The following is a 26,470-nucleotide window of genomic DNA, read 5'->3' as shown; positions in this document are numbered from 1 at the left end:
GAAAAACACCCTCCAAAGTAAACAACAAGTTTTCAGGAGGGTGTTTTTTATTTCAGGTTAAACCTCCATTTTAGTCCAAACGGCACCAGCAGCGTTTGATTTCAAAACAGTATCAATAAATACCATTCCACGTAAACCTTCTTCAATTCCCATGAAATCGTGAATCTCAGGGTCATATCCAGACGGATTTGCAGATTCACCATTCAATCCCCCAGTAGCATTTTTCTGTGCTTCTTCACCCCATCTTGCACGAAGCGCATAAGTAAAGTTTCTATAAATATTCGCAAAAGTTTCAATGTATCCTTCTGGATGACCCGCTGGTTGGCGAGTATGTGCCTGAGCCGCTTTAGATAAATTACCCACGCCTGTACGGATGATTCTTGAACCATTTTCTTGATTAGTCAAAATCAAAGTATTAGGCTCCATTTGTTTCCATTTCAAACCACCAAATTCTCCATATACTCTGATATTCAAATCATTTTCCTCCCCATTACAGATTTGTGAATTATGCAAAATACCTTTCGCTCCATTGTCAAAACGTAAAAGCATATTGGCATCATCATCTAATTGACGACCTTCTACGAAAATCGTTAAATCCGCACAAATCTCAGTAATTTTCAAACCAGTAATATATTCAGCCAAGTTTTCAGCATGAGTACCGATGTCGCCAACACCACCTGCTGCTCCACTTCTTGCTGGGTCGGTTCTCCAAGCAGCTTGTTTTTGTCCAGTTGCTTCAACCAATTGCGCCAACCATCCTTGTGGATATTCAACAATTACTTTACGGATTTTCCCAATTGCACCCGCTTTAATCAAAGCTCTGGCTTCTTTCACCATCGGATAACCAGAATAATTGTGCGTCAAAGCATAAATCAATCCTGATTCTTCAATAATATCTTTTAATAAATAGGCTTCTTTTGAATTCAAGGTAGCAGGCTTATCTGATACCACATGAAAGCCATTTTCTAAAGCCATTTTAGCAGCAGGAAAATGAACATGGTTTGGAGTAACAATAGAAACAAAATCCATTCTTTCTCCTTCTGGCAATGCTTTTTCTGCCAAAATCATTTCCTCAAATGAACCATAAACACGGTCTGGAGAAATATACAATGCTTCGCCAGTAGCTTTTGACTTTGCAGGGTCAGAACTAAATGCTCCACAAACTAATTCAATTTCGCCATCCAATGCCGCTCCACGACGGTGAACAGCTCCGATGAAAGCTTCCAAGCTTCCACCAATCATACCCATTCTAACTTTTCTTGCCATTTTTCGTATCAATCAGTCGGTAAGTAATTGTTTTATGTATTTTATTACCACAAATTTACCGCATAGTATTCTAATTAAATCCTTTCTTGTGATAAACTAAGTACAAAATTTCATAAAAATACTGATAAGAACTTACAGACAATCTGGAAAAAAATTCGTTTTTTTGATAGATTTTTCTTTGATGATTTTTCACATATCTAAGATTCCTAATTATTCAAACACATTTTAAATCCCTAATCAACTATGTCTCAAATCGTTAACCGTGACAAACTTTTCTTAGGAAGTTGTTTTGCCTTAATTACTACGGCGATGGCTTTCGGTATCCGTGCAGGTGTCCTTACTCAACTCGGTGTAGAATTCAACCTTTCGTCACAAGAACTTGGTTACGTAAATCAAATGGCTTTCTTGGGCTTTCCTATCGCAATGATTATCGGTGGTCCTCTTTATAATGCACTTGGCCCTAAAAAAATTATCTGGGTAGCTTTTGTTACACACGTTTTAGGCTTGGTAATGACTATCTTTTCTGGCGGATTCTGGACTTTATTAATCTCAACTTTCTTCGTTGGTTTTGGTAATGGTACTGTTGAAGCGGCTTGTAATCCGATGATTTCGGATATGTACGAAGGAAATGAGAAAACCAAAATGTTAAACCGTTTCCACATGTGGTTTCCAGGTGGTATCGTAATTGGTAGTTTGCTTTCTCAATTCATGACTTCGGCAAATATGGGCTGGCAGTTACAAATCGGTGCGATTTTAGTTCCTGCCGTTATTTATGCTTTCTTATTCTTTGGACAAGCATTCCCAGCTAGTCAAGACGAAGGAGCGGTTTCTACTGGCGAGAACTTCAAAGCAATGCTTTCACCTTTATATATTTTCATGTTGGCTTGTATGGCTTTAACAGCGATTTCAGAATTCGGTCCAGAACAATGGATTGGTCCAATTCTTGGTAAAGCTGGTGCAAGTCCAATGATTATTTTGGCTTTGGTAACTGGTTTAATGGCAGTAGGTCGTTATTTTGCTGGGCCTATCGTTCACTCTATCAACCCTACTGGCGTATTATTGGCATCAGCTATTTTTGCTACAATTGGTGTTGTATTAATGAGCCAAGCGACTGGTCCAATGGTGTATGTTTCAGCAGTAATTTTCGCAATTGGTGTATGTTACTTCTGGCCAACGATGATTGGTTTCGTTGCTGAAAACTTACCTCGTACTGGTGCTTTTGGTCTTTCTATCATGGGTGGGATGGGTATGTTCTCTACTTCAATTTTCCAACCAATTATCGGTGGATGGTTAGATGCCGAAACAGCCAAGGCTGCTGAAGCTGGCTTAACTGGCGATGCCGCTGAATTAGCAGCAGGACAAGCAACCCTACAAAATATGGCAATTTTCCCCATTATCTTAGTTGTAGCATTCATTGGTTTGTACTTGTACAAGCGTAAAAATAGTACTGCTCACGCATAAGGTATTTCATTATACTTATTCAAACGAAACCCCACAAATACTTGTTATTATGTGGGGTTTTCTTTGTCATTTTCCCGACCTTTCAGCAAGTATTAAAGATGGAATTTTATGTTTAAAATAAATCAAACTCTCATGTTAAAAATCGGGAAAAAGATTCTTATTGCATATATCATTCTCTTTGTCATCTCGCAAATTCTATCTTCTTGTTTTAGTTTCAGAATGAGTCAACAGGAAATTGATAAAGCTTTTGCTGGCTTTAAACAAAAGCCAATTCAACACCAAATAGAAGTACAAGGCACAAAAATGAATTTTGCCGAAATCGGGAATGATTCACTCCCTGTTGCTTTCTTCGTACATGGCTCACCCGGTTCGTGGACGGCTTTTATTGATTTTATGAAAGATACTGTTCTGTTGAAAAAAGTAAAAATGGTTTCGGTTGATAGAATCGGTTTTGGAGCATCTGAACTCGGTGACGGCGAAAAATCATTACAAACCCAAGTAGATTTACTGAAACCTATCGTAGCACACGAAAAGCGTTTTGGTAAAAAAATTATCTTTATCGGACATTCTTTAGGCGGACCAGTTATTGCGAAAATGGCGATGGAGTATCCAGAATTGATTGATAAACTGATTATCGTAGCAGGTTCTATCGCTCCAGATTTAGAACCCAACGAAAAATGGTTTAGAATTCCAATGGCATTTACGCCTATTCGAGTATTAATTCCTGCATCTTTTCGGGCTTCTAATGATGAAATCCTATCTTTGAAACCAGAATTAGAAAAGATGTTACCTTTGTGGAAAAATATTCGGCAACCCGTTATCGTGATTCAAGGAGGAAAAGATATGCTCGTAAGTCCAAAGAATGCTGATTTTGCTGAAAAAATGCTGGTCAATTCAGCTAAAGTAGAAATCGTGCGGGTAGATACCATGAATCATTTTGTACCGTGGTCGCATCCGTTTTTAATAAAGAAGGCGATAAGCGATGAGCTTTGAGCCGTGAGCTTTGAGTTTTTGGAAAACAAGAAACTCATAGCTAAAAGCTAAAAAACATGAAACTAAGAATAGGACAAGGTTACGACGTACATCGTCTGGAAGAAGGAAGAACATTTTGGTTGGGTGGCATCATCGTTCCCCACACACATGGAGCTGTTGGACATTCGGATGCTGACATCGTTTGTCATGTAATTTGTGATGCCCTTTTGGGTGCTGCCAATATGCGGAATATTGGTTATCATTTCTCTGACAAAGACCCAAAATATAAGGGCGTTGACTCCAAGATTTTGGTAAAGCGAGTGTTAGAAATGATTCGAGAAGCAGGTTGGGAAGTAAACAATCTGGATGTAACGGTGATTCTACAAGAACCCAAACTCAATCCGCACATTCCAGCCATGAAAACCTGTTTGGCAGAAGTAATGAACATTCCAGAAGAAGACCTTTCTATCAAAGCGACCACTTCCGAACACATTGGTTTTGTAGGACGTGGAGAAGGCATCGCTGCTCAATGCGTGGCTTTGATTTGCAAAGAGTAAGGTATATTTGCTTATATTTACTCTGGTTAATCGTTCAATAAAAATCTAATTATCATGACTATCATATTAGACATCAAAGAAAATAGTCAAGTACCTGCTTTTATGGAACATTTGAAGGGGCTTGATTATGTCAACATCTTAAAAGAAGTAAAAGATGAAGATAAAAGTCAATTCATTAAGGATTTGGCTGAAGCATTTAATGATGTAAAATTGTACGAGAAAGGACAGAAAAAGTTAAAATCAGCCAAAGCGTTGTTAGATGAATTATGATGTTATTGCTACCGAGCCTTTTGAACGTAAATTAAAAAGGCTTGCTAAAAAATATAAATCACTGGCTAAAGATTTAGCATCTATTATTGATGAACTCTCCGAAAATCCTACAATGGGTACTGCCATTGGTAAGGATTGTTATAAAGTAAGAGTCGCCATTTCCAGTAAAGGAAAAGGTAAAAGCGGAGGAGGAAGATTAATTACTTACGTCCGTGTTGTAAATGAAACAGTATTCTTAATGGACATTTACGATAAATCTGAACAAGCTAATATTTCTGCCAAAGAACTACAAATGCTAATTGATATTTTATCAGCCTAAACACTCTGCCCAAAAGTCAGCAGATTATTGTCGGGGTCTAGGATTGAGAATTCTTTTTGTCCCCACGGTTTTAGCTGTAAATGTCCTGCTGGATGGAGAATGGTTTTGTTGGCTAAAAACGCTTGGTACAATTGGTCAATGTCATCTGTTCGGATATAAACCTGACCATAGTTTTCGTTGGGATCTATGGTTGGAAATTCAAAAAAGTGAATTTCAATTGCATCTTTTTGCACCATTAAGTAACCCTCAAAATCGGCAACGCCAAATTCTTGAAAACCCAATTGCTTTATATAAAACTCCCTTGTAATCGCCTTATTACGCATGGGAAGTTTTGGATTGATGGCTGTAAGCATATTGTTAATTGTTTAATACTAAAAGAATAATTGTTGGTAATAGATTTTTACCTACTGCTATTCAAAGTTTAAAAACTTTGAATCACAAATACGCTTGCAGTCTCAGACTGCATTTTATTTATCGTTCCAAGTCAAAAAAGACTTGGAACAGCAAGGGAGTTTTTTTTATGTTTTAGGGATTAGAAGAGCGTAAGACTAGTTGGGAACTTGGAACAATAAGAGTTTTAAATACCTTGAAATTGTTCTTGGTTTATAATCTCCCCAAGGCATTAATCGTTTTTTAGGATATGTAACATATAAAAATCTTTTAGCTCTTGTAAAAGCTACATATGTATTATTCTTCTCTTGTTGCAATTCCTCACCTCCTTTATTTATCGCCCTAAAATCTGGAAATGTACCATCATCCATCCCTATTAAAAAAACAATTTCACTTTCTTGCCCTTTCATTGTATGAACTGTACTTAAACAAATACCAATGTCTTTGCGATTAGAATTATTTGTTAAACCTAAAGCAATTGCAGATTTGAAACCATCTAATGTAGGCTTTAAGTTTTGTTTTTTATACTGAATCAATTGATTGGAAAAATCGTCTAACTCATCTAACGTCAATTTCTTCTCATCATCTTCAAAAATTGATTCATTGAAAAGTTTTTTTAATAAATCAATTTGCAGATGAAGGTTATCAATAGTACAATTGGTTATTATTTCTTTAATTTTTACAGAAATTGGGAATTTAGAATTTAAAAGTTCACTCGAATTAAAAGTATCTTTAATCTTTAACATATCTTCTAATTTTTTTTGATGTAGCTTATCAAGCGGGTTAATTTTTATTCTAAAAAACAAGTCAAATATCTTCATTGAATTTGAACTAAATTTAATCCCAACATTACCTGACTTAAAATAATAGGGTATCCCTTCTTTATCTAGAAACTCTTCAACATACTTAAATACAAATTTATTTCTAGCCAAAATTGACATCTTTTCGTAAGTGATTTCACCTTCAATATCATTATGCAACTTCAGACTTGTTAGTTCTTTAATTTTGTTTACTATATATTTAGCCTCTTCAATCTCATTGTCAGCATGGTGAATTTGAAAGATTCCTTCAATCACATAGTTTATTGCTTCAACGTCTAAGTTCATCAGAGTGTTTGACGCTTCAATTACAGATTTTGAACATCGATAATTTTCATCAAGCGAAATTTCAATAGCTTGAAAATCCATAACAAAATCTTTTTGCATAAATGATGAAGCAGAACCATTGAAACCATAAATTGATTGATTCGGGTCACCAACCATCATTACGTTTTTGATAAAATTTCCACATAATGATTTTAAGAGAAAATATTGAAGTTTATTTAAGTCCTGACATTCATCAATACATACAAAGGAATATGCCTTACGATATAAATTAGCGACAGAATCATTATTTGTAAATAGCTCATAAACCAATCTAATAATATCATCAAAATCAATAGCATTATTTGATTTCAATATGTCTTGATACGTTTCGTATAAATTCTGGTATTCTTTATTTTCAGAATTTTTAGCTAATTCTTCAGGTAAAACAATTTCTCTTTTTACAGTTGAAATAAATTGCAAAGCATTGTAAGTATATTCATTCTTTTTCTTTGGGTCTAAGTTTTCGTAGATTTTCTCAAAAAATGGCACAGATTTAATTGCCTGTTTAATTAAATCTAATCTATCTGAATCATCTTCAAAAATATGAGGCATCCTATTATAACCGAGTAACTTAAATCGCAATTCAAGAATGGATTGACAAAAACTATGAAACGTTCCTACAAATACGTTTTTATTAATTTTTTCAGAAGTTCCTAATCTTTCCTTTATCTCTGTAGCAGCTTTATTTGTGAAAGTAATTGCTAATATCTTACCATTATTTGAATCTGAAAGTCGTTTTATTCTTTCAGTTAAAACTCTCGTTTTACCGCTGCCTGCACTTGCTAAAATTAGATAAGCTCCCTGATCTAAATCTACAATACTTTCTTGCTTTGGGGATAAATTAATTTTCGACATTGCTACTTGTAGGATTTATAATTGAACTTACTTTTTCAAATAACTCAGTGATTTTTAGGGGTAATGGTTTATTTGAATGGTAAATTAATTCAGATAAGATACCTGAATATTTTGTTTTATTCTGAGATAATAAGTCGTTTAACGCTATAATCCGACCAACTTCGCCACTATAATCTCTTAAGTCTTCAATGAAAATATTTTGATTACAATTTTCGCAGATATCACTAGTTTTAACCCTTCCTTTTGATGTGCCATTTTTATTAGCGATAAATTCATCTATATCTTCTATACCTAGGATAGTTTTAAGACAAGTCTCAATCTCTTCTAAAAAACCATTTCTTAGAATGTATGATTCAAAATCATCATCATTATCAAAATGAACAATATTTTCAGGTAAAATTATATTATTTATGTTTGCGGATGAATTCGTTAGTTTTTTGTAGTCTTTCTTTATTTTTTTTATAATACTGGATTCGCCATCACTTAAAATGAACCATGCTATATTTAGTTTTTCTGCAAAATAAATAAATGGAAAATAATTCCCTCCACCATCTATTCCTACTACATCAATTCCAAGTTCAATAGTACTTTTATTAAAATGTTTTTTCAGTAAAAGAGGAAGTGCTTGTTCTTCAGTTTCTCCTTCACACAAAATAACCACCTTAGAAAAATATAACTCACCTCTCGTGTTAATTACTTGGCGATTTATTTTTCTTATATCTTCAAGATGTAATTCACTCTCTTCAATCTTACCAATTATTGAATCACCATTACTTTTAATTAAGCTTCTAATTTCCTTTAGTTTAGCACTTCCAGCAATATAGCTCGAATGAGTAGCAACTATTTTTTGTCCTATTATATTGTTAATTTGAGAATACAGTTTTTTTTGAGCATTGGGATGCAAATGTGATTCAGGTTCTTCTATTGCAATTATAGGATAATATGCAACTTGACTTTGATTTGCCAATTTCATATTCTGTAAGATAAATGCCTTTAGTATCAATAATGAAGACCAGCTTCTTGTTCCCATTCCGTGATATTCCATTGAAAACTGAGAATAATTGATTTTTACTCCTTTATTTAAATCTCTCAACTTTTTAGTGAATGGTGTTATATCTACCGTGTTATTAGGATTATCCATTGCTGTGTCTAATTCCTCTAACGTACTGTGTAAGTTTGTTAAAATTTCACTTCTCTCAATCGTCTCTTTGTTTAAATCTTTGATAAGGTTCTCTATTAACTCTTTGTCACCATCTTCATAATCAATTGATGAAAGAATTTTACCTAAAAAAGATGTTTTGGATTTCAAGTCTTCCAATATATCTCTATTTGCATCTAAGTAAAAAAAAGGTATTTCATCAAAGTAAAAGCTCAGAGCATTATCATAATTTTTTTGATACCAACATCCATCAACTTCATTACGAAAATCGCCCCAATCATCAATTACAAATTGTTTTTTTGTAAACGTTTTTCTGATTAGATTTTCTTCAATTATTGTTCGAAATGCAAGTATCTGATTTCCATTAGCATCAAATGATATTCTATTTTCAGTAAAAACTGTAGCCCATGTATCTTCAAATTCAGACTGTTGATTACCCTGTTCATCTATACTTATAAAAAGTAAATCAACAACGATTTTATCTCTAATAATAGAATCTGAGAAATAAAAATCATCATCTGTAATTTGAAATGAATTTGATAATGCTAGTTGTAATGCCTTTAAAAGAGTTGTTTTTCCTGCATTATTTGTACCTACAAGGACTGTTGTTGGTTCAAAATCTACTTCAACATTATCTAACCCTCGAAATCCGTGAACTCTTATCTGTTTTAGTAATATTCCCATTTTTTAATTCCTTATTATTGTTAATTTGTGAATTAATAAATCTTTCCCTTGTATTAAAATTAACTTTTAATAGTAAGTAAACAATTGACTTTAGACTAACTTGTCACTAGCATCATTGAAAAGTTTTGTCTTACTTTTTATACTATTCAAGACCTAACTTTCATCCCCCTAAAGTATCACATTAATTCTCAATAAAAAACTCCGCAAATAGCTTTTTGCTAAGTATTTATTATTCGGTATTTTATGGCTTTAATTTTATTCTGATGGCTGTACCACTCATGGCATGAATGACAGAGGTTTGTCCCTTCTCCAAATGAAATATAATTCATGTCATGAGTATTTATAAGCGAAACATCAGATGATGAAACCTTCCTGCAACGTGCAGGAGCGAAACATCAGACGATGAAACCTTCCTGCAATGTGCAGGAACGAAACATCAGACGATGAAACCTTCCTGCAACGTGCAGGAGCAAAATATCAAGCAATGATACCCTCCTGCAACGTGCAGGAAAAAAATATTTTGTTAATTCTTTAACAATCAGCACTTAGGATTCTATTATTTACTATATTCAAATATTATTTACAGGATTACTCTATTATTTTGAGAATGATGTTATCGTCAGTACTGCTTTGAGCAAACTGCACCTAACAGCATGGGGACAGGAATTAAAAACGGCTAACGTGGAATTTGAGGAAGTATTTCAACTCCGTAATAAGGAGCTAACTAGCCAACCCGACCAGAATGTGAAGGATGTTAGAAATGCTGCAACGGAGAATTATAGAAGATTGATTGATGTATTGAAAGCCTTTAACACCATCAATCCCAACGGAGATTATGATAAATTACTGAAAGAAATCAATGGATTTGTTTTAAACTAATGAGGCTTTAAAAACCTCATTGCTTTGCTAAAAATGCAACCTCAACTGTACTTTCACTTCTGAACGATGCGGAGCGGAGATTTCATCTAAACCAGAACCAAAAGTAAGGGCATCCCCCAATAAATCTGTTCTTGCCCAACGAATCCAAGCATCCACATTTCGATTGATTGTGTATTTTGCCAAGAGATAATGCCGAAAACCGTGTTCGTAATAAGCAGGAAAGGAAAAGGCATAAAGTACGTCTTGTTCATAGAAATATTGTCGGTTATCATAATCATCCGTCTTGAAAAAGGCAATTCTACTCGACAAAGCAATCCGACCAAAATCAGCATTAACATCTTGGGCAATGGCAAAACCTTTGCTAAGGGCTTGTCCATCAAACTGAAAAGTACTTGCCGAAGCCCTTGTTTGAAATTCCCAAGTTTTAGAGAGTTTATAATTTACATTCACCAACAAAGCCTTTTTAGTTCTTTCCCTTACCACCGTGATTTCTCTGGTTTTCTCCTTGCCTTTATCCAAATACGTTTCGGTAATTTTAGTATTCTCTTCCTTATTCTCCTGCCTGATTTGTAGATAAGCCTGTAGCTTTTTAGACGGTTGGAAAGTCAATCGCCCCAAATAATCAAAGCCTTTGGTTGGCTGTTTTTCCACCAAGTAACGATACCAAGGAAAGTAAAAATAATCAACATAAGCCGAAGCCAACCATTTTCTATTGATAGCGTGTTTGATGCCCGTATAAACTCCCCGTTCGTTGATATTTCGGGAGCTTTCAGAAAAACCATTAGCATAAAAACTATGGAAATTTTTATCATAATTCCGAAGCATTACCGAAATATCGGTTTGTTTACTTAAACTCGCTAAAATACCCGTTACTGCCCCTACTCCACCGCTTTCGGAACGTGCAACTTCTCCAAAAAAATTATAATTCTGGAAATGATAAGTCCAATGCAAGCCTGCCAAGAAGTTTTCCCTGCCTGAAAACTCAAATTGATTATAATTTTTTTCGGCTTTAATCAATGGCAAACTAAAATTGGTTTGCAACAAAGTAATTCCAGCCTGAAAAGTATTGTTTTTGTTGTTGTAAGTAATATTTCCACCGAAGTTTTCTTCTGTTAAAGAAGCTTTATCAGAGATTTCAGAAGGCGTTCTGTGTAAACCAGAAGTTTGAAGCGACGTTACGTAATCTACATTAGTGTTTTTATCCTGAGCCAAATTAGCATCACGATTGATACGAGAATAGAAAGCAGTAAAATCAAAAGCATGGATTTGATAAGTAGCAGTGCCACCACGAAAGAAATTACTTTCCATCACCGAAGAATAAGGACGAATGCCAAGGTGATTTCGGCGAGTTGTCAAAACAGTTTCAGCACCTTTCCCCAAATAGAATCCAGCCGCAGCAACCAATCCTTGTCCGAATTGGAGTTGATAATCGCCCAAGGTGATGTTTTTCCAATGTCCTTTGTTTTGTACTTGGAAATGAAAAGAAGTAAAATCAGTAAGCTGGCTTTCGCCTTCATCTTTTTCGATGGTGAAACCTGCACTAAAATCTTTGGGCAAAGCAATTTTATAGCGTGCATATAATTTCATCGGCGAACCTTCATAACGTACTTTACTACGAGCATCTGGCTCGGTAAAACCCTTTTTGGTTTCTAAATACTGTGTGTATCTAAGTAAGAAGTATTGATTGGCTTTCTGTAGGCTGTTTTGAAAAGTCTGGATAGAAAACCCATCCGCATTTACCCGCACAAAGGGAATGAATTTATAAATGGTCGGTAAATCAAAATCTGGAATGGCTTGCAATTCATAGATTGATAATAGTTTTCCCACATTTTCACGATAAGTAAAAAAGGCATTCAATTGTTTTTCGGAAAGCAAGTACAGAGAAGCTAATTCTTGACGAGAGACTTTATTCAAATCTAAAGGATTCAAATAGTTTTGGTAGAGCGACTCAAACAATTCTTCGGAAACACCATCGACAGGATTTCCCAAGATTTCTTGAATGAGGTTTCGGATATTACTTTCTTGTGTAGAAAGTTCTTGAGCTTTTACATGAGTAACAATCAGGATACTCATTGTAAGGAGTAGTATTTTTTGCATAGTAGAAATATTAAAATGTAGTACAAAAAAAATGATGCTTAGAGTATTCAAACTCAAAGCATCACTTAAATCGCTTTGTACTAACAAGTTAAATATTTTTACTGAAATTTTCTAGCAACTACTTCTAAAAAATCGTTGGCCTCTTCTGCCACCGAAATCCAGTTATATTTTGGTGCTAAAAACTTATTCATGAAATTTTTTGCATCCGATAAATTACCGCAGGCATCAATTTTATCAATGGCGTTGCTGTAGGCGTTGATGTCACCATCAAATAATTTACCAATAAACACAAACTTCTGGTTTAAGCTCACACCATCGGCAATACTCTTGATGGGGCGATTGAAAGCTAAATCTGACAGTGCCGTCCCTCCAACAATGGAGTCTCTTTTCAATAAATCGTTTACCGTTGGTAAATCCCCTGTAAAAGTATCATTGAGGCGGTCGATTCCAGGCAATTTAATTTCTGCTGGCGTTCCTTTTCTATCAATTTCGGCTTGAATTTTATCAACAGTTGGTAAGGGAACATTTTCATCATCTAAATCCTCTTCTGGTTCGATGTCAAAAAAAGATTGAGCAGCTTTCTTTACTGGAATTTCTTCAACTGGCTTAGGAGTAGCTTTGATAAAATCCTCTTTTCTGAAAGGCACTTTTGCTGATAATATTTCAAAAAACTTGTCTGCATTTTCAAATTCTACTTTATCGCTGATTTCTTTTAGCCAACTCAAGGCAACAGTTACATATACTTTATCATCGCCTGCCATTTTCTCCGCCATCGACTTTGCAATATGGTTGTTGATTTTTGTATATTTTACAAGTTGTGCCAAACGCTCTTTTGTGAGTGTAAACTCTGGAGAATCTCTGACAAAATCATCGAAATATTTACTTGGGTCAAGTAAAAGAATAATGGTTTTAACAACTGCTTTAGATAGCATTGGTTCAAAATGCTCTCGTTTTACCATAATATGTTGTGAAGCCATATTCATAAAAGCTTTTAAAGCGGCTTTTACGTCGTCATTATCAAAATTAAAGTAAGGGCTTTTAAACGCTTCTGTATCTGCTTTCCATTTCTCGAACAAATCGCTCACCACAAACATATTTACTTGTGCAACGTTACTCAGCTTCAAGATTTGTTGACCATTAATGGTAGGAGTTCTATTAAAGAATTCATCACAAACTTGTGCGGCATATTTTTGTCCGTAATGCTCGATTGCAGAAAAATCTAACTTCATGATTACTTAGAGGGTCTTTTTAAACTATTTGAAATAACGTAATGATTAGTACTTATTAACAAAGTTAATGCTTTAATCAGTCTGAAAGAAGAGAGTTTATCAATCAATAGAATAACCAAGCAGCAAGTAATAGATTAAACGCAAAAATTGAACCAAAGATTATTCAATAAAAAACACGAAACAATAAATCCGAGAGAAAGAAGTCCTCTTTTAGCTTTTTTGAACCAAAGAGTAAAGCAAAAATACCATAAAAAAACCTGTGAGATTCACAGGTTTTTTATATTAACTAATTTCTAGTTTTTCGCAGGCTTTCATGGCCGCTGTTTGCTCAGCTTTCTTCTTGGAATAGCCTTGTCCTATCGAAAAGGCTTCTTCATTCACAAAAATCGTTGCTGTAAATTCTTTATTATGTTTTGAGCCTTCTTCGATGATTTCAAACCTAATCGGTTTGCCTTCTCTTTGAGCCCATTCTATGACAATTGATTTAAAATTAGGATTGTTTTGTACAACTGTTTCAATATCAAAATGCTGAGTAAGTATTTTCTTGATGATAAACGACCGTGTAAATCGAAACCCTTTGTCTAAGTAAATCGCACCAATCAAAGCTTCGAGTGCATCGCCATACATAGAAGTTCTGGTCAATACTGTTTTACGATTTCCATCATATTCGACGAGCCTGTCCAAACCAATTTTTCTAGCAACAACATTCAAAGACTCTCGGCTAACCATTCTTGAACGAATTTCTGTTAGGAAACCTTCATCTTTAAATGGAAATTTCTTAAACAAATATTCAGCTGTAATCATCCCTAATACTGAGTCTCCTAAAAATTCAAGACGTTCATTAGAATCCTTGTAACCTTTAGCTATTGTTTCTTTAGATACTGAAGAGTGCATAAAAGCTAATCGGTACAACATTAAATTCGAGGGATTCTCTCCGATAATATGTTCTACTGCATTTTTTAGCTTTTTGTCTTTAGGATCGCTTGAAAAAAAATCAATAATTGGTGATAGCATATTTTTAAAATGATAATTGATAGTTAAACCTTGATAGCCAAAGCTGATTAAAGGAGATTACAACATTAATAAAAAAATTTGACTTCGCCTTAACTACTATCAATTATCCTCTAATGCACTATCAACGATAAAGCTATATTTTTTTGAAAATAACTGTAGCATTATGACCTCCGAAGCCAAAACCATTACTTAAAACAACATCAATTTTTCTTTCTTGTGCTTTGTTTAAAGTCAAGTTCAAACGATTATCAACTTCTGGATCTTCCGTGAAGTGGTTAATCGTTGGTGGAACAATTTGATGTTGCATTGCTAAAATTGAAGCAACAGCTTCGATAGCTCCAGCCCCACCTAATAAGTGTCCCGTCATAGATTTTGTTGAGCTAATGTTCATTTTGTAAGCATGCTCACCAAATAAATCTACAATAGCTTTTAATTCTTGAGGGTCACCAAGTGGTGTTGAAGTACCATGAGTATTGATGTAATCTACCTCTTCTGGTTGAATTCCAGCGTCGTCAAGGGCATCTTTCATTGAAAGTAATGCACCATAACCTTCTGGATGCGGTGCTGTGATGTGATAAGCATCCGAAGAAAAACCTCCACCAATTAACTCTGCGTAGATTTTTGCACCACGAGCAATCGCATGGTCATAATCTTCAAGGATTAATGCACCAGCACCTTCGCCTACAACAAAACCATCACGGTCTTTATCATAAGGACGAGAAGCCGTTTTAGGGTCATCGTTACGCTCAGACATTGCACGCATAGCAGTAAAACCACCTACACTGGCAATCGTTACAGCCGCTTCCGAACCACCCGTTACACAAATATTGATACGTCCTAATCTAATATAATTAAAAGCATCAATAATAGCGTTATTGGCAGAAGAACAAGCCGACACTGTTACATAGTTTGGTCCACGAAAACCGTGGCGAATTGAAATATTGCCAGAAGCTGAATCGGCAATCATTTTCGGGATAAAGAAAGGATTGATTTTAGGAGTACCATCGCCCTTTCCGAAGTAAATCATTTCATCTTCAAAAGTTTTTAAGCCTCCGATACCAGAACCCCAAATTACACCCACTTTATTTTTATCTATATTTTCAAGATCAAGACCTGAATCCACAATGGCTTCATCAGCAGCAACAACAGCATATTGCGTAAATTGATCCATCCGACGAGCATCTTGGCGGGGAATAAATTTTGTTACGTCAAAATTCTTCAATTCACAAGCGAAGCGAGTACGGAATTTTGAAGCATCAAATTTTGTGATATGATCACAACCACTGACGCCGTTTTTTAATCCATCCCAAAATTCTGGCACAGTATTTCCGATAGGAGTCAATGCACCTATTCCCGTTACAACTACTCTTTTAAAACTCTTCATGAGGAAAATAAAATTTAACTAATTTTATATTAGATAAAAGACGAAAGACAAAAGATGATATTTGAATAATTTGTTAGCAAACTCATCTTGATATTTTAATTTTCTTGATTCTACCTTCTTGGGCTTTTATCTAAGCATATAATTAATACTCAAATTTGAGCATAATTAACCTGAAAATCAATAAAAATGTGCTAATCTGTCTATAAAACTATGGTTCAGGAAGAATCAATAATTTTACTTTCAAATTAGCACATAAAGAAGTTCAGATTACTTGGCGTTTTCTTCAAGATATGTGATTGCCTGACCAACTGTTTGGATATTTTCAGCTTGATCATCAGGAATAGAAACGTTGAATTCCTTTTCAAATTCCATGATTAATTCTACTGTATCCAATGAGTCTGCACCCAAATCATTTGTGAATGAAGCCTCCGGAGTAACTTCTGCTGCGTCAACGCCCAACTTCTCGACGATAATGCCTTTTACTTTTTCTGCAATGTCTGCCATTTTTAGAACGAATTTTGGTTAGAAAAACGGTGCAAAGATGATGATAAAAATTAGATTATCAAACATTTTTTTAATACCGCATTACTATGAAAAGATTTACTATAATTATTTAAAGAATATTATTAAAAACATAATGAAGCAGCCCCTAAAAGACCTGCATCGTTGCCTAAAGTAGCACGTTTTATGGTCAAACCATCAGCATGGTATTTCGTTAACCAGTGCTCCATCTTAGCTGTCATTGATGGTAAAATGTAATCAAATGAAGCTGATAAACCTCCTCCAATTAGGATTAAATTAATATCAAGAATAGCCACTAAGTGGCACAAATTTTCACCTAGCAACTCTCCTACTCTAGCAAATACTTGTAATGCCAACACATCCCCTTCAGAAGCAGAAGCTACTAAACCTGTCGTAGAAATTGTACCATCATCTGGCAATTGAGTAATTCCTCTGAACTCTTTTCTCATCGAATTTGCAAGGTCTAATAGCTCATTTTTACCAATATTTCTCTCTAATACTTTACCATTCACTGAAGGAGTATGTCCTGGTTCCATTGCATTTCCTCTACCGCCAGAAAATACTTTTTTACCAATAATTGCTGCACCGCCAACACCTGTACCCAAAGTAATGAAAATATAGCTTTCGTCGATACGTTCTTCACCAAAATAGAATTCTCCTAAAGCTGCTGCATTAGCATCATTTTCAAGAAAAAAATCAACAGCAGGAAAACGCTTTTTAAGTATTTCAACTAAAGGTACATTATTTAACTCTGGAATTGCTGTAATTTCAAGTGGCGTTATTTTAGCCGAATTAATCATTCCCGGTAAACCGATTCCTACTTTTGTAATATTTTTATTGTCGATTAATTGTAAACCGATTGCTTCTCCAAGACGATCTTCAAAATGTCCTGATTTTCTCCAGCTCACAGTATCGTGACTATAAAAATTAGAAATCTGACCCGTTTCTGAATTTACGATGCCCATTTTGACATTCGTTCCGCCAATGTCTATGCCTAAGTACTCGACTGCCGCCATTATTTTGTATTGCTATAGTGATAGTAAAAGTTTGTGGTCTCAAAAATACGGAATTTTTATCAGTGCATAATACAAACTAAAAACGAATTAAGTCTTTTTATGTACTATCCTGTATTATTGAGAGGAACTATTTGTACTTTTTTAGCATTTTATGTTGCCAAAGTTATTCTACAATTCCTCCTTTATTTCCTAAACCCGCTTTTTTGAGCTGTTCCACAATTTCAAAAACTGCTGGACAAACTTTTGTATTCTCTAAAGTAAGTGGTAAAATTCCTGCAATATTTTTACGATCGGTATGTGGATATTCTCTACAAGCCTTTGGTCTGACATCATAAATAGAGCAATAATTGTCCGAACCTAAGAAAGTACAAGGCGTAACATTGAGTACATAATCATGGTCACTATCCAAATGTAAATGCTCTTTTACCAATTGTGCAGGACGAATACGCAAATGTTTTGCGATGCGATCTATATCAATATCCGTAAAAATCGGACTCGTTGTTTTACAGCAATTCCCGCATTTCAAACAATCTACTTCATCAAATACTTCATCATGAACAGGATGAAAAGCTTCGTCCAATTTCTTGATTTTTTTATTTTTAAGTCTATCAAAAAACTTTTTATTTTCAGGAAACTTCAAGCGAGCTTGCTCGTTGAAAGCTTCTATATTTTCTTCTGTGTATATCATGGGGTAAGTAAAATGTAAATCGATTACTTCTGATTTACTAAATCGCAAATAAAAAGGTTCGACAATTTACAAAAAACTGTCGAACCTTTTGGAAATATTATATTGCTTATTAAGCCAATGCACCTTTCAATACACATTCGTCACGGTCTGGACCAGTTGAAATGAAATTGATTGGTAAACCTAATTTTTCTTCTAAGAAATTAATGTAGCCTGTTAATTCAGCTGGAAGACTTTCAAAGGTTCTTAATCCTTCTAATGAACAGTTCCAACCTTTCAAGGTTTCATATACTGGCTCTACAATTGTATCAGTCATGTCGTAAGGCAATTGCTCAGTAATTGTTCCGTCTGGTAATTTATAAGCAACGCACACTTCGATGTCTTCAAAAATATTCAATACGTCTGCTTTCATCATTACCAATTGCGTAACACCATTAATCATCATGGCATATTTCAAGGCTGGTAAATCAATCCAACCACAACGACGAGGACGACCAGTAGTTGAACCAAATTCACGACCTTCTTGACGCATTCTTTCGCCAACTTCATCCATCAATTCTGTTGGAAAAGGTCCAGAACCTACACGTGTAGCATAAGCTTTGAAGATACCGTAAACTTCGCCGATATTTTTTGGAGCAACACCCAAACCTGTGCAAGCACCTGCTGTAATGGTGTTTGAAGAAGTAACAAATGGATATGAACCAAAGTCAACGTCTAATAAACTTCCTTGAGCACCTTCTGCCAAGATTGTTTTTCCTGCTGTAAGTGCATGATTTACTGAATACTCAGAGTCAACCAAACGGAATTGTTTCATAAATTCTACAGCTTCAAAGAAATCAGCTTCAGCAGCAGTAAGGTCGTATTCAAAATGATAAACATCTAAAACCGCTTTGTGACGAGCCACCAAAGCATCGTATTTTGCTTTGAAGTTCGGTGAAATCATATCTCCAACTCTTAAACCTTGACGAGAAATTTTGTCGGTATAAGTTGGTCCAATTCCTTTTAAAGTTGAACCAATTTTGGCATCACCTTTCGCTTTTTCGTAGGCAGCATCTAATAAACGGTGTGTTGGAAGAATAATAGAAGCTTTTTTAGAAACTTCTAAGTTTTCCAATACATTCAAATTATACTTAGCAAGTCCATCAATTTCTTTTTTGAAAATAATTGGATCGAGTACAACACCATTACCAATAATGTTTTGAACATCTTGGCGAAAAATTCCAGAAGGGATTTGGTGCAAAACATGTTTAAAACCATCGAATTCAAGGGTATGTCCAGCATTTGGGCCACCTTGAAAACGTGCAACTACTTGATATTTAGGGGCTAAAACATCTACTATTTTACCCTTTCCTTCATCACCCCACTGCAAACCCAACAATACATCTACTGCCATTTTTTTGTTTTTTGGTTGTCATTCTCACGAAGGAAGCATCTGGCGGTGGCAGACCAGTTCCCTCCTGACGTCAAGATGACAGGAAACAGAAAAATCAAAAAAGAATAAACCACCTAATCAAAGTCGCAAAGATAAACAAACAAAAATAAAACCTCACAAGAATTTCAATAATGCTGTAGTTTTAGTGCAGAGTATCCATAAAAAATCTTTGAAAAACAAAAATCTGCAATATCATTCGCTGTTGAATAATATTGCAGATTTTAATCTTGTTGAAAACTAGTTATGTTCTCTTCCAGAAATTTCTCTTTCAGCTAACATCGCTTTTTTGTGTTCACAATCTGTTTTTGTACAAGCACCATAAAAAATCAAAGAATGGTGCATTACATTAAACTGTAGCATTTCACCTACCATCGATTGTATCGTTTGTACTCTTGGATCACAAAATTCGGTAACATGATGACATTCCGTACAAATCAAATGATCATGTTGACGACGTCCATAAGATTTCTCATATTGAGCTTGATTTCGACCAAATTGGTGCTTTGAAACCAAATCACATTCTACAAGAACGTCAAGAGTATTATATACGGTAGCACGTGAGACCTGATATTTCTTATTTTTCATCGAAATATACAATTCCTCCACGTCGAAATGGTCATCTCTTGTGTAAATCTCCTCCAAAATGGCAAAACGTTCTGGAGTTTTTCGAAGACTTTTATTTTCAAGATAAGCAGTAAAAATCTTCTTTACTGCCTCTAATGTGGCGTTTGATGGCATTACTGACTGTTTTCAGAAAAACAAAAAATAAAATTCATTGATTCAGTATTTAGACTAAATCAATTTTGGAAAGTAAAATAAATCAATTTTTAAGAGAAAAAGAAATTCTACTCTCCTCTTTCAATCTGAATAACGCCATCAACTTGTTCTAAAGAGTGAACAAGTGTTTCAAGATGTTGTGTATCTTGAACCATTAATGCGATTTTTCCTTCGAAAATTCCTTCTTTTACTCCAATAGATAGATTTTGGATATTTACTTTTAATTCTTGCGAAATTACTCTTGTCACATCGTTCATTAACCCCATTCTATCAGTTCCTCTGATAATTAAATGAGCTACAAATGACATCTTCACTTGGCTAGTCCACAAGGCTTTAATCACTCTATCACCATGACGAGACAATAATTCGGTTGCATTCGGACAAGACGTTCTATGAATTTTTATTCCTTCATTAATCGTAACAAAGCCAAAAACAGCATCTCCAGCAATAGGATTACAGCATTTTGCAAGCGTGTAATCTACTCTATCCATGTCTTCACCAATCAAAATAGCATCGGCATTTTTTACATCGCCGTGTAATTTTTTGAGTTCTTTAATGACATTTTTGGTATTAGTTAATGGCTCTTGAATGGTTTTCGTGGCCTGTTTTCGTTCATGTGCTTCTCGGTCAGACTTCCACTTTTTGATTTCATCTAAGCTAATGTAAGCTTTTCCGAAACGATAAAATAGGTCATTAGAATCTTTCGCATTAAAATATGCTCGAAGTTGATTCGTAATTTCGAGCGTCAAAGTATTTACGCCAAGTACTTTTAAACGATGTTCAATCATATCACGTCCCATGATGACGTGCTGTTTGTTGGCTTCTTTTATATAATCTTTGATACGGGCTTTCGCCTTAGTCGTCGCTACAAAAGCCAACCAATCTTCAGAAGGTTTTTGTTTGGGCGAAGTCATACATTCAATAATATCACCCGTTTTGAGTTTATGACTCAAAGGGACTAGCTTATTATTTACTTTTGCTCCAATGCACCTCGCTCCTACTTCTGAGTGAATTTCAAACGCAAAATCCAGTGCAGTTGCACCATCTTTTAGCACAATCAGTTTACCTTTGGGCGTATAAACAAAAATCTCATCGTTATATAAACTACTTCGAATATCATCAACTAAGTCAACCGCCGATTGCGTTTTATCAGAAGTATCTAAGGCTTCACGTATTTGACTTAACCAAGATTCAAAAGCTTTATTAGTACGAGTATCATTTCCTTTGTATTTCCAGTGAGCGGCAAAACCTTTTTCGGCGATTTCATCCATCCGAGTCGTACGAATTTGTACTTCTACCCAACGTCCTCGTCGCCCTGAACTCATTACTGTGGTATGTAATGATTCATAGCCATTTGATTTTGGGTTAGAAATCCAATCTTTCAAACGTTCTGGGTTAGGTTTGTAATGGTCGGTCACCATCGAATAAACAGCCCAACAAGCAGATTTTTCCAGCTCTGTTGGCACATCTAAAATTACTCGAACCGCAAAAAGATCATAGATTTCTTCAAAAGGAGTATTATTCTTTTTGAGTTTATGATAGATAGAATAAATTGATTTCGGGCGACCTTTCACAATGTGTTTGTAACCCATCAGGTTTAAGTCTTTCTCAATCGGTCGAATAAAGTTTTGGATAAAACTCTCTCTTGAAGTTTTGGTTTCTTTTAACTTTTTGGCAATATCCTTATAGGCTTCTGGCTCAGTGTATTTCAAACATAAATCTTCTAATTCAGACTTAATGGCATGAAGCCCCAAGCGATGTGCCAGTGGTGCATACAAGTAAAAAGTTTCAGAACTGATTTTCAATTGTTTATCACGAGGCATACTTCCTAAAGTTCGCATATTATGCAAACGATCGGCAAGTTTTATCAGGATTACACGAATATCATCTGAAAGTGTCAATAACATTTTACGGAAGTTTTCCGCTTGTTGCGAACTTCCATAATCAAAAACACCTGAAATTTTAGTAAGTCCATCAATGATTTTAGCCACATTTTTCCCAAAAATGGCCTCGATTTCTGATAACTCAATTTCTGTATCTTCTACCACATCATGTAGTAAAGCACACATGATAGAAGTAGCACCTAAACCAATTTCCTCAACACAAATCTGAGCTACCGCAATTGGATGATAAATATAAGGCTCACCAGATTTCCTCCTCATCTCTTTATGAGCTTCGGCAGATAACATGAAAGCTTTTTTAATCAGTTTAGCATCATCATCTTGCAAGTATGGACGGGCAATATTGAGTAATTTTCGGTATCGCTTAAGAATCTCTTTTCGTTCTTGCTCTAAATCTATTTCTTTTACTTCCACGGTGTTATTCAAGGACAAATGAGTATTTTTTGAAAGACTGAATATTAGTGTTTAATCTAAATTAGCGAATTTTAAGGGAAACGACAAATTGAAATCTATTTAATTTCATAGATTTTCTGATGCTTTTTTTAGAAATTAGATTAAAGTCCTGATTGATAATTAGTCGCAATTATTTTATTGAATCACTGGACATTTGATTTGGGGAGCTATATGGTAAATTAATTTAAAAGTAGTTAATAGATAAATATCATCTAATCTACTTGCTCCATTTCTGGTAGAGCCTTTTCCAAAAATTTCAGGAAAAGTACTTGTTGGTGTCAATGCAGGGTTTGCATAAGCTGGATTTACATTTGTAGCCAAATACTGGCGAATAGCTGCTTCTCTATTTTTACCTGAATTAGCAGCAATCAATTCGTATTCTCGATGCCCCATAGCAGCTGCAAGTGGGCTTACGGCTATTAAATCGTTATAATTTGCGTAATTCCCTCCAATGTCATCCAAATAATCTGTAAAACTGTATCGAAGTCCAACTTCAAAACCTAAATCAAATTTTCGATTTATCTTATACTTTACCCCAGCTCCAAAAGGAATATTCACCGCAAACAAATTATATGGTGTCTCTGAATATCCTACTAAACCTTGTCCTTCGGTTCGAAGGGGCTGTAGGCTAACCCACTCACCAGCTATGGCTTCAGAACCAACAAAATCTAGTGGTACTTTTGCAATAGGATTATGGTGAATCACTGCAAGCCCTGCAAAAATATAAGGACTCAAGATACTTCTTTTATGATAATTTCTATTTTCTGGAATAATATGAAAAATACCTTTTATTGATAGTTCTTGAATATCATTCCTAAAATGAGTATTCCTCATGAATGTAGTTTCTTGTAGTGGGATTCCTTCTAATTCATTGTCATCTCCAGCAATTCTCACCCAAGTCAAGGCTACATTTCCTGAGAATCTTGGAGTGAAATGTCTGGTTAAGTCAACAGAAACATTCCAACGAATATTTCTTAAAGTTGATTGAATTGGTCGGTTAATGGGAACAACATCCCCGTAGTAGTTCGCTGTTCCAATACCAAAGGCAATATCTGAATGTTTTTCAAAGAGTTTTTTCTGTGAAAACACTTTGAAAGATAAGCAAGAAGTAAGCAGTATTATATAAACATTTTTTATGTACATCTGATGGAAGTTCATTCTAATTATATTTTACAACGAGCTAGGAAAAATAAAAATACAAAGAATTTTGTATTTTAAAATATTGTGCCACAAAAATGCCTTCAGATAGATACTTTATAAATGGATAAGTATTTCTACATTTCACTAAAACAAAAAGTCCCCCAAATTACTCTTGAGAGACTTTTTGTTTTAATGAGATGCTACAAAAAACAGAAACTAAGCAACAGTAGAAATCGCTTTCATATCTGTCATTGCTTGGCGTAATTCAGCACCTACATATTCAATATCGTGTGAACGAAGTGCTTCGTTTACTGCAATAATTGTTCTGTTATCAACACCGTTATCTTTGCCAGCATTGAAGTTTGTACCGATAATATCTGTTTCAACAGTTTTCATGAAATCAGCTAATAAAGGCTTACAAGCGTGGTCGAATAAATAACAACCGTACTCAGCTGTATCTGAGATTACAGAGTTCATTTCGAATAATTTTCTACGAGCAATCGTGTTAGCGATTAGTGGCGTTTCGTGTAATGATTCGTAGTAAGCAGATTCTTCTTTGATTCCTGCTTCTACCATTGTTTCAAATGCTAATTCAACACCTGCACGAACCATCGCAACCATCAATAAACCGTTGTCGAAGTACTCTTGTTCTGCAATTTTAACATCTCCAGCAGGAGTTTTTTCAAAAGCAGTTTCGCCAGTAGCAGCTCTCCAAGTCAACAAGTTTTTGTCGTTGTTAGCCCAGTCAGCCATCATTGTTGAAGAGAATTCTCCGCTCATGATGTCGTCTTGGTGCTTTTGGAACAACGGACGCATAATTTCTTTCAATTCTTCAGAAATTTCAAATGCTTTGATTTTCGCAGGATTTGAAAGTCTGTCAAACATTGCTGTAATTCCGCCTTGTTTCAAAGCTTCCGTGATTACTTCCCATCCGTATTGGATTAATTTAGAAGCATAACCAGCGTCGATGCCTTTTTCAACCATTTTGTCGAAACAAAGAATAGAACCAGTTTGCAATAAACCACAAAGGATAGTTTGTTCTCCCATTAAGTCAGATTTTACTTCTGCTACGAAAGATGATTTCAACACACCCGCACGGTGTCCACCAGTACCTACACAATAAGCTTTTGCATAAGCCCAACCTTTTCCTTCTGGGTCATTTTCAGGGTGAACGGCAATCAAAGTAGGCACACCAAAACCACGAACATATTCAGCACGTACTTCTGAACCTGGACATTTTGGAGCAACCATGATTACAGTAATATCTTTACGAATTTGCATTCCTTCTTCAACGATGTTGAAACCGTGTGAATAAGAAAGCGTAGCACCTTGTTTCATCAAAGGCATTACAGCGTTTACAACTGAAGTATGTTGTTTATCTGGCGTAAGGTTGATTACTAAATCAGCCGAAGGAATCAATTGCTCATAAGTTCCTACTGTGAAATTGTTTTCAGTAGCACTTTTCCAAGATTGTCTCTTTCCATCAATTGCTTCCTGACGTAAAGCATAAGAAACATCTAAACCTGAATCTCTTAAGTTCAAACCTTGGTTCAAACCTTGTGCTCCACAACCTACTACTACGATTTTCTTTCCGATTAATGCACTTACTCCGTCAGTGAATTCAGTGTTATCCATGAATTCGCAAACACCTAACTGATTTAATTTTTCTCTTAAAGAAAGAGTATTGAAATAATTTGCCATTTTTTGAATGTTTTTGATTTTGAAGAACGCTGTCGATACTTAAAATTCACGACATTGCTGAAATATGCACAAAGTTGATAAAAATCATTAATTAATGAATGGTAAATTCGTGTTTTATTTAGGTACTTTTTATGGCTAATTTATATTCACACAAATATTTTTCATTTTAAATAGATGATTTTAAAACTTTTACAGAAAAAAGCAATTGTGTAATTTTATCAAATGAAACAGCTTGACATTCCCGTTTATAGCATTGATAGGTTTAATAATAAATCTGAAAAAACAATTCAGTTTCAGATTGAACATTATGATATTAATCGAAATTTTAAAGTAACTTATCCGCATCGTCACGATGATTTTTATGAAATACTTTTTCTTACACAAGGAGAAGGCATTCATACGATTGATTTTCAGAATTATACCATCAAACCCAACACCATTTTCTTTCTTTCTCCCGGACAAATTCATGAATTAAATCTTTCTGAAGATGTAAAAGGGTATATTTTTCTGTTTACTTCTTCTTTTTATCATTTTAATAAAACTGACCCGTACAAGCTTTTTGAACTTCCTTTTTTCTATCATTTGAATCAAGAAACGCCACCGATTTATTTGGAAAATGAAACAGAAAAACAAGTAATTACCGAGTTGTTCAAAAATGCGATTTATGAAAATCAACAGAATTTAACAGATTCAGAAGAAGCCATTCGAGCTTTATTAGATTTGATTTTGATTCAATGCAAAAGAATTTATCCACTCAGTAAGATTGAAGAAAAAGCCAACAAAGGCAAAATTTTAGTAAAACGTTTCAAACAATTGATTGAAGAAAAAAGTCAAGAAAATTTATCGGTAAAAGACTATGCCAGTTTATTAGCCATTACGCCAAACTATCTCAGCGAAACGGTAAAAAGCGTAACAGGAAGAACTTCTACTGATTTGATTAATGATAGAATGATTCTGGAAATCAAGCGTTTACTGACGCATACCGATTTAGGGATTTCTGAAATTGCTTATCAACTAAATTTCTCTGACCAATCGTATTTTTCGAAGTATTTCAAGAAATTGACGAATCAATCACCTTTGGAGTTTAGAAATTCACTTTCAAAATAAGGAAAGTCATTTATTCCTTACAAACTATCTTATATTTGTAAAATAAAAATTAAAG

Annotated in this window: 23 protein-coding genes; 7 read left to right on the top strand and 16 right to left on the bottom strand. The window is 34.8% G+C overall.

Features of this window, described 5'->3' with window-relative positions:
- Positions 1 to 57: 57 nt before the first annotated feature.
- Positions 58 to 1,248, bottom strand: coding sequence for a Gfo/Idh/MocA family protein (locus tag VB776_RS01995; RefSeq protein WP_323326103.1), 1,191 nt, complete (start codon positions 1,246 to 1,248; stop codon positions 58 to 60).
- Positions 1,249 to 1,509: 261 nt separating this feature from the next.
- Between VB776_RS01995 and VB776_RS01990 the strand changes: the two genes are divergently transcribed.
- From VB776_RS01990 to VB776_RS01970, 5 genes are all read left to right on the top strand, one after another.
- On the top strand, positions 1,510 to 2,727 hold the full coding sequence (locus VB776_RS01990; protein WP_323325513.1) for an MFS transporter: 1,218 nt from the start codon (positions 1,510 to 1,512) through the stop codon (positions 2,725 to 2,727).
- A 132-nt stretch (positions 2,728 to 2,859) separates the two neighbouring features.
- The gene (locus tag VB776_RS01985; protein ID WP_323325511.1) at positions 2,860 to 3,720 is read left to right on the top strand and encodes an alpha/beta fold hydrolase; all 861 of its coding nucleotides are present in this window, start codon (positions 2,860 to 2,862) and stop codon (positions 3,718 to 3,720) included.
- A gap of 56 nt (positions 3,721 to 3,776) precedes the next feature.
- On the top strand, positions 3,777 to 4,256 hold the full coding sequence (gene ispF, locus VB776_RS01980; RefSeq protein ID WP_323325509.1) for a 2-C-methyl-D-erythritol 2,4-cyclodiphosphate synthase: 480 nt from the start codon (positions 3,777 to 3,779) through the stop codon (positions 4,254 to 4,256).
- Between the two features lie 54 nt (positions 4,257 to 4,310).
- A complete protein-coding gene (locus tag VB776_RS01975; protein ID WP_323325507.1) occupies positions 4,311 to 4,526 on the top strand; it encodes a hypothetical protein in 216 nt (71 codons plus the stop codon).
- On the top strand, positions 4,516 to 4,845 hold the full coding sequence (locus VB776_RS01970) for a type II toxin-antitoxin system RelE family toxin (RefSeq protein WP_323325505.1): 330 nt from the start codon (positions 4,516 to 4,518) through the stop codon (positions 4,843 to 4,845). Before VB776_RS01975 ends, VB776_RS01970 begins: the two co-directional genes overlap by 11 nt.
- Here VB776_RS01970 and VB776_RS01965 read toward each other — a convergent pair.
- From VB776_RS01965 to VB776_RS01955, 3 genes are all read right to left on the bottom strand, one after another.
- On the bottom strand, positions 4,842 to 5,198 hold the full coding sequence (locus tag VB776_RS01965; RefSeq protein ID WP_323325503.1) for a bleomycin resistance protein: 357 nt from the start codon (positions 5,196 to 5,198) through the stop codon (positions 4,842 to 4,844). The genes VB776_RS01970 and VB776_RS01965 overlap by 4 nt on opposite strands.
- A 195-nt stretch (positions 5,199 to 5,393) precedes the next feature.
- The gene (locus VB776_RS01960; RefSeq protein ID WP_323325501.1) at positions 5,394 to 7,235 is read right to left on the bottom strand and encodes an ATP-dependent helicase; all 1,842 of its coding nucleotides are present in this window, start codon (positions 7,233 to 7,235) and stop codon (positions 5,394 to 5,396) included.
- Positions 7,222 to 9,078, bottom strand: a complete 1,857-nt coding sequence (locus VB776_RS01955; RefSeq protein ID WP_323325499.1) for an AAA family ATPase — start codon at positions 9,076 to 9,078, stop codon at positions 7,222 to 7,224. The genes VB776_RS01960 and VB776_RS01955 overlap by 14 nt, the downstream gene beginning before the upstream one ends.
- A gap of 555 nt (positions 9,079 to 9,633) precedes the next feature.
- Here VB776_RS01955 and VB776_RS01950 point away from each other — a divergent pair.
- Positions 9,634 to 9,957, top strand: a complete 324-nt coding sequence (locus tag VB776_RS01950) for a DUF6261 family protein (protein WP_323326101.1) — start codon at positions 9,634 to 9,636, stop codon at positions 9,955 to 9,957.
- Between the two features lie 27 nt (positions 9,958 to 9,984).
- Here the strand turns inward: VB776_RS01950 and VB776_RS01945 are convergent, their stop codons facing one another.
- The 12 genes from VB776_RS01945 to ilvC form a co-directional block, all read right to left on the bottom strand.
- On the bottom strand, positions 9,985 to 12,054 hold the full coding sequence (locus VB776_RS01945) for a ComEA family DNA-binding protein (protein WP_323325497.1): 2,070 nt from the start codon (positions 12,052 to 12,054) through the stop codon (positions 9,985 to 9,987).
- 98 nt (positions 12,055 to 12,152) lie between these two features.
- Positions 12,153 to 13,283 (bottom strand): hypothetical protein, encoded by a 1,131-nt coding sequence (locus tag VB776_RS01940; protein ID WP_323325495.1) that lies wholly within the window; start codon positions 13,281 to 13,283, stop codon positions 12,153 to 12,155.
- 282 nt (positions 13,284 to 13,565) lie between these two features.
- The gene (rnc, locus tag VB776_RS01935; protein ID WP_184128894.1) at positions 13,566 to 14,297 is read right to left on the bottom strand and encodes a ribonuclease III; all 732 of its coding nucleotides are present in this window, start codon (positions 14,295 to 14,297) and stop codon (positions 13,566 to 13,568) included.
- A gap of 133 nt (positions 14,298 to 14,430) precedes the next feature.
- Positions 14,431 to 15,681: a beta-ketoacyl-ACP synthase II gene (gene fabF / locus VB776_RS01930; protein WP_323325493.1), complete on the bottom strand. Its 1,251-nt coding sequence runs from the start codon at positions 15,679 to 15,681 to the stop codon at positions 14,431 to 14,433.
- Positions 15,682 to 15,948: 267 nt separating this feature from the next.
- Positions 15,949 to 16,185: an acyl carrier protein gene (locus VB776_RS01925; RefSeq protein ID WP_184128888.1), complete on the bottom strand. Its 237-nt coding sequence runs from the start codon at positions 16,183 to 16,185 to the stop codon at positions 15,949 to 15,951.
- A 122-nt stretch (positions 16,186 to 16,307) separates the two neighbouring features.
- Complete coding sequence (locus VB776_RS01920) at positions 16,308 to 17,219, bottom strand: ROK family protein (RefSeq protein ID WP_323325491.1); 912 nt, start codon at positions 17,217 to 17,219, stop codon at positions 16,308 to 16,310.
- A 163-nt stretch (positions 17,220 to 17,382) separates the two neighbouring features.
- Positions 17,383 to 17,907 (bottom strand): YkgJ family cysteine cluster protein, encoded by a 525-nt coding sequence (locus VB776_RS01915; RefSeq protein WP_323256530.1) that lies wholly within the window; start codon positions 17,905 to 17,907, stop codon positions 17,383 to 17,385.
- 109 nt (positions 17,908 to 18,016) lie between these two features.
- Positions 18,017 to 19,297, bottom strand: a complete 1,281-nt coding sequence (locus VB776_RS01910) for an adenylosuccinate synthase (protein ID WP_323325489.1) — start codon at positions 19,295 to 19,297, stop codon at positions 18,017 to 18,019.
- Between the two features lie 276 nt (positions 19,298 to 19,573).
- Positions 19,574 to 20,074 carry a Fur family transcriptional regulator gene (locus VB776_RS01905; protein WP_323325487.1) on the bottom strand — a complete coding sequence of 167 codons (501 nt, stop codon included), beginning with the start codon at positions 20,072 to 20,074 and terminating at the stop codon, positions 19,574 to 19,576.
- A gap of 107 nt (positions 20,075 to 20,181) precedes the next feature.
- The gene (locus tag VB776_RS01900; protein WP_323325485.1) at positions 20,182 to 22,440 is read right to left on the bottom strand and encodes a RelA/SpoT family protein; all 2,259 of its coding nucleotides are present in this window, start codon (positions 22,438 to 22,440) and stop codon (positions 20,182 to 20,184) included.
- A 162-nt stretch (positions 22,441 to 22,602) separates the two neighbouring features.
- A complete protein-coding gene (locus VB776_RS01895) occupies positions 22,603 to 23,625 on the bottom strand; it encodes a DUF6089 family protein (RefSeq protein WP_323325483.1) in 1,023 nt (340 codons plus the stop codon).
- A 198-nt stretch (positions 23,626 to 23,823) separates the two neighbouring features.
- Positions 23,824 to 25,308 carry a ketol-acid reductoisomerase gene (gene ilvC, locus VB776_RS01890; RefSeq protein WP_323325481.1) on the bottom strand — a complete coding sequence of 495 codons (1,485 nt, stop codon included), beginning with the start codon at positions 25,306 to 25,308 and terminating at the stop codon, positions 23,824 to 23,826.
- 222 nt (positions 25,309 to 25,530) lie between these two features.
- On the opposite strand from ilvC, the gene VB776_RS01885 reads away from it, so the two are divergent.
- On the top strand, positions 25,531 to 26,415 hold the full coding sequence (locus VB776_RS01885) for a helix-turn-helix domain-containing protein (protein WP_323325479.1): 885 nt from the start codon (positions 25,531 to 25,533) through the stop codon (positions 26,413 to 26,415).
- Positions 26,416 to 26,470: the final 55 nt, after the last annotated feature.

This window comes from Arcicella gelida, assembly GCF_034931025.1.
GTDB lineage: Bacteria > Bacteroidota > Bacteroidia > Cytophagales > Spirosomataceae > Arcicella > Arcicella gelida.
The sequence above is the reverse complement of the archived record's forward strand: the minus strand, read 5'-3'. Positions and strand labels throughout refer to the sequence as shown.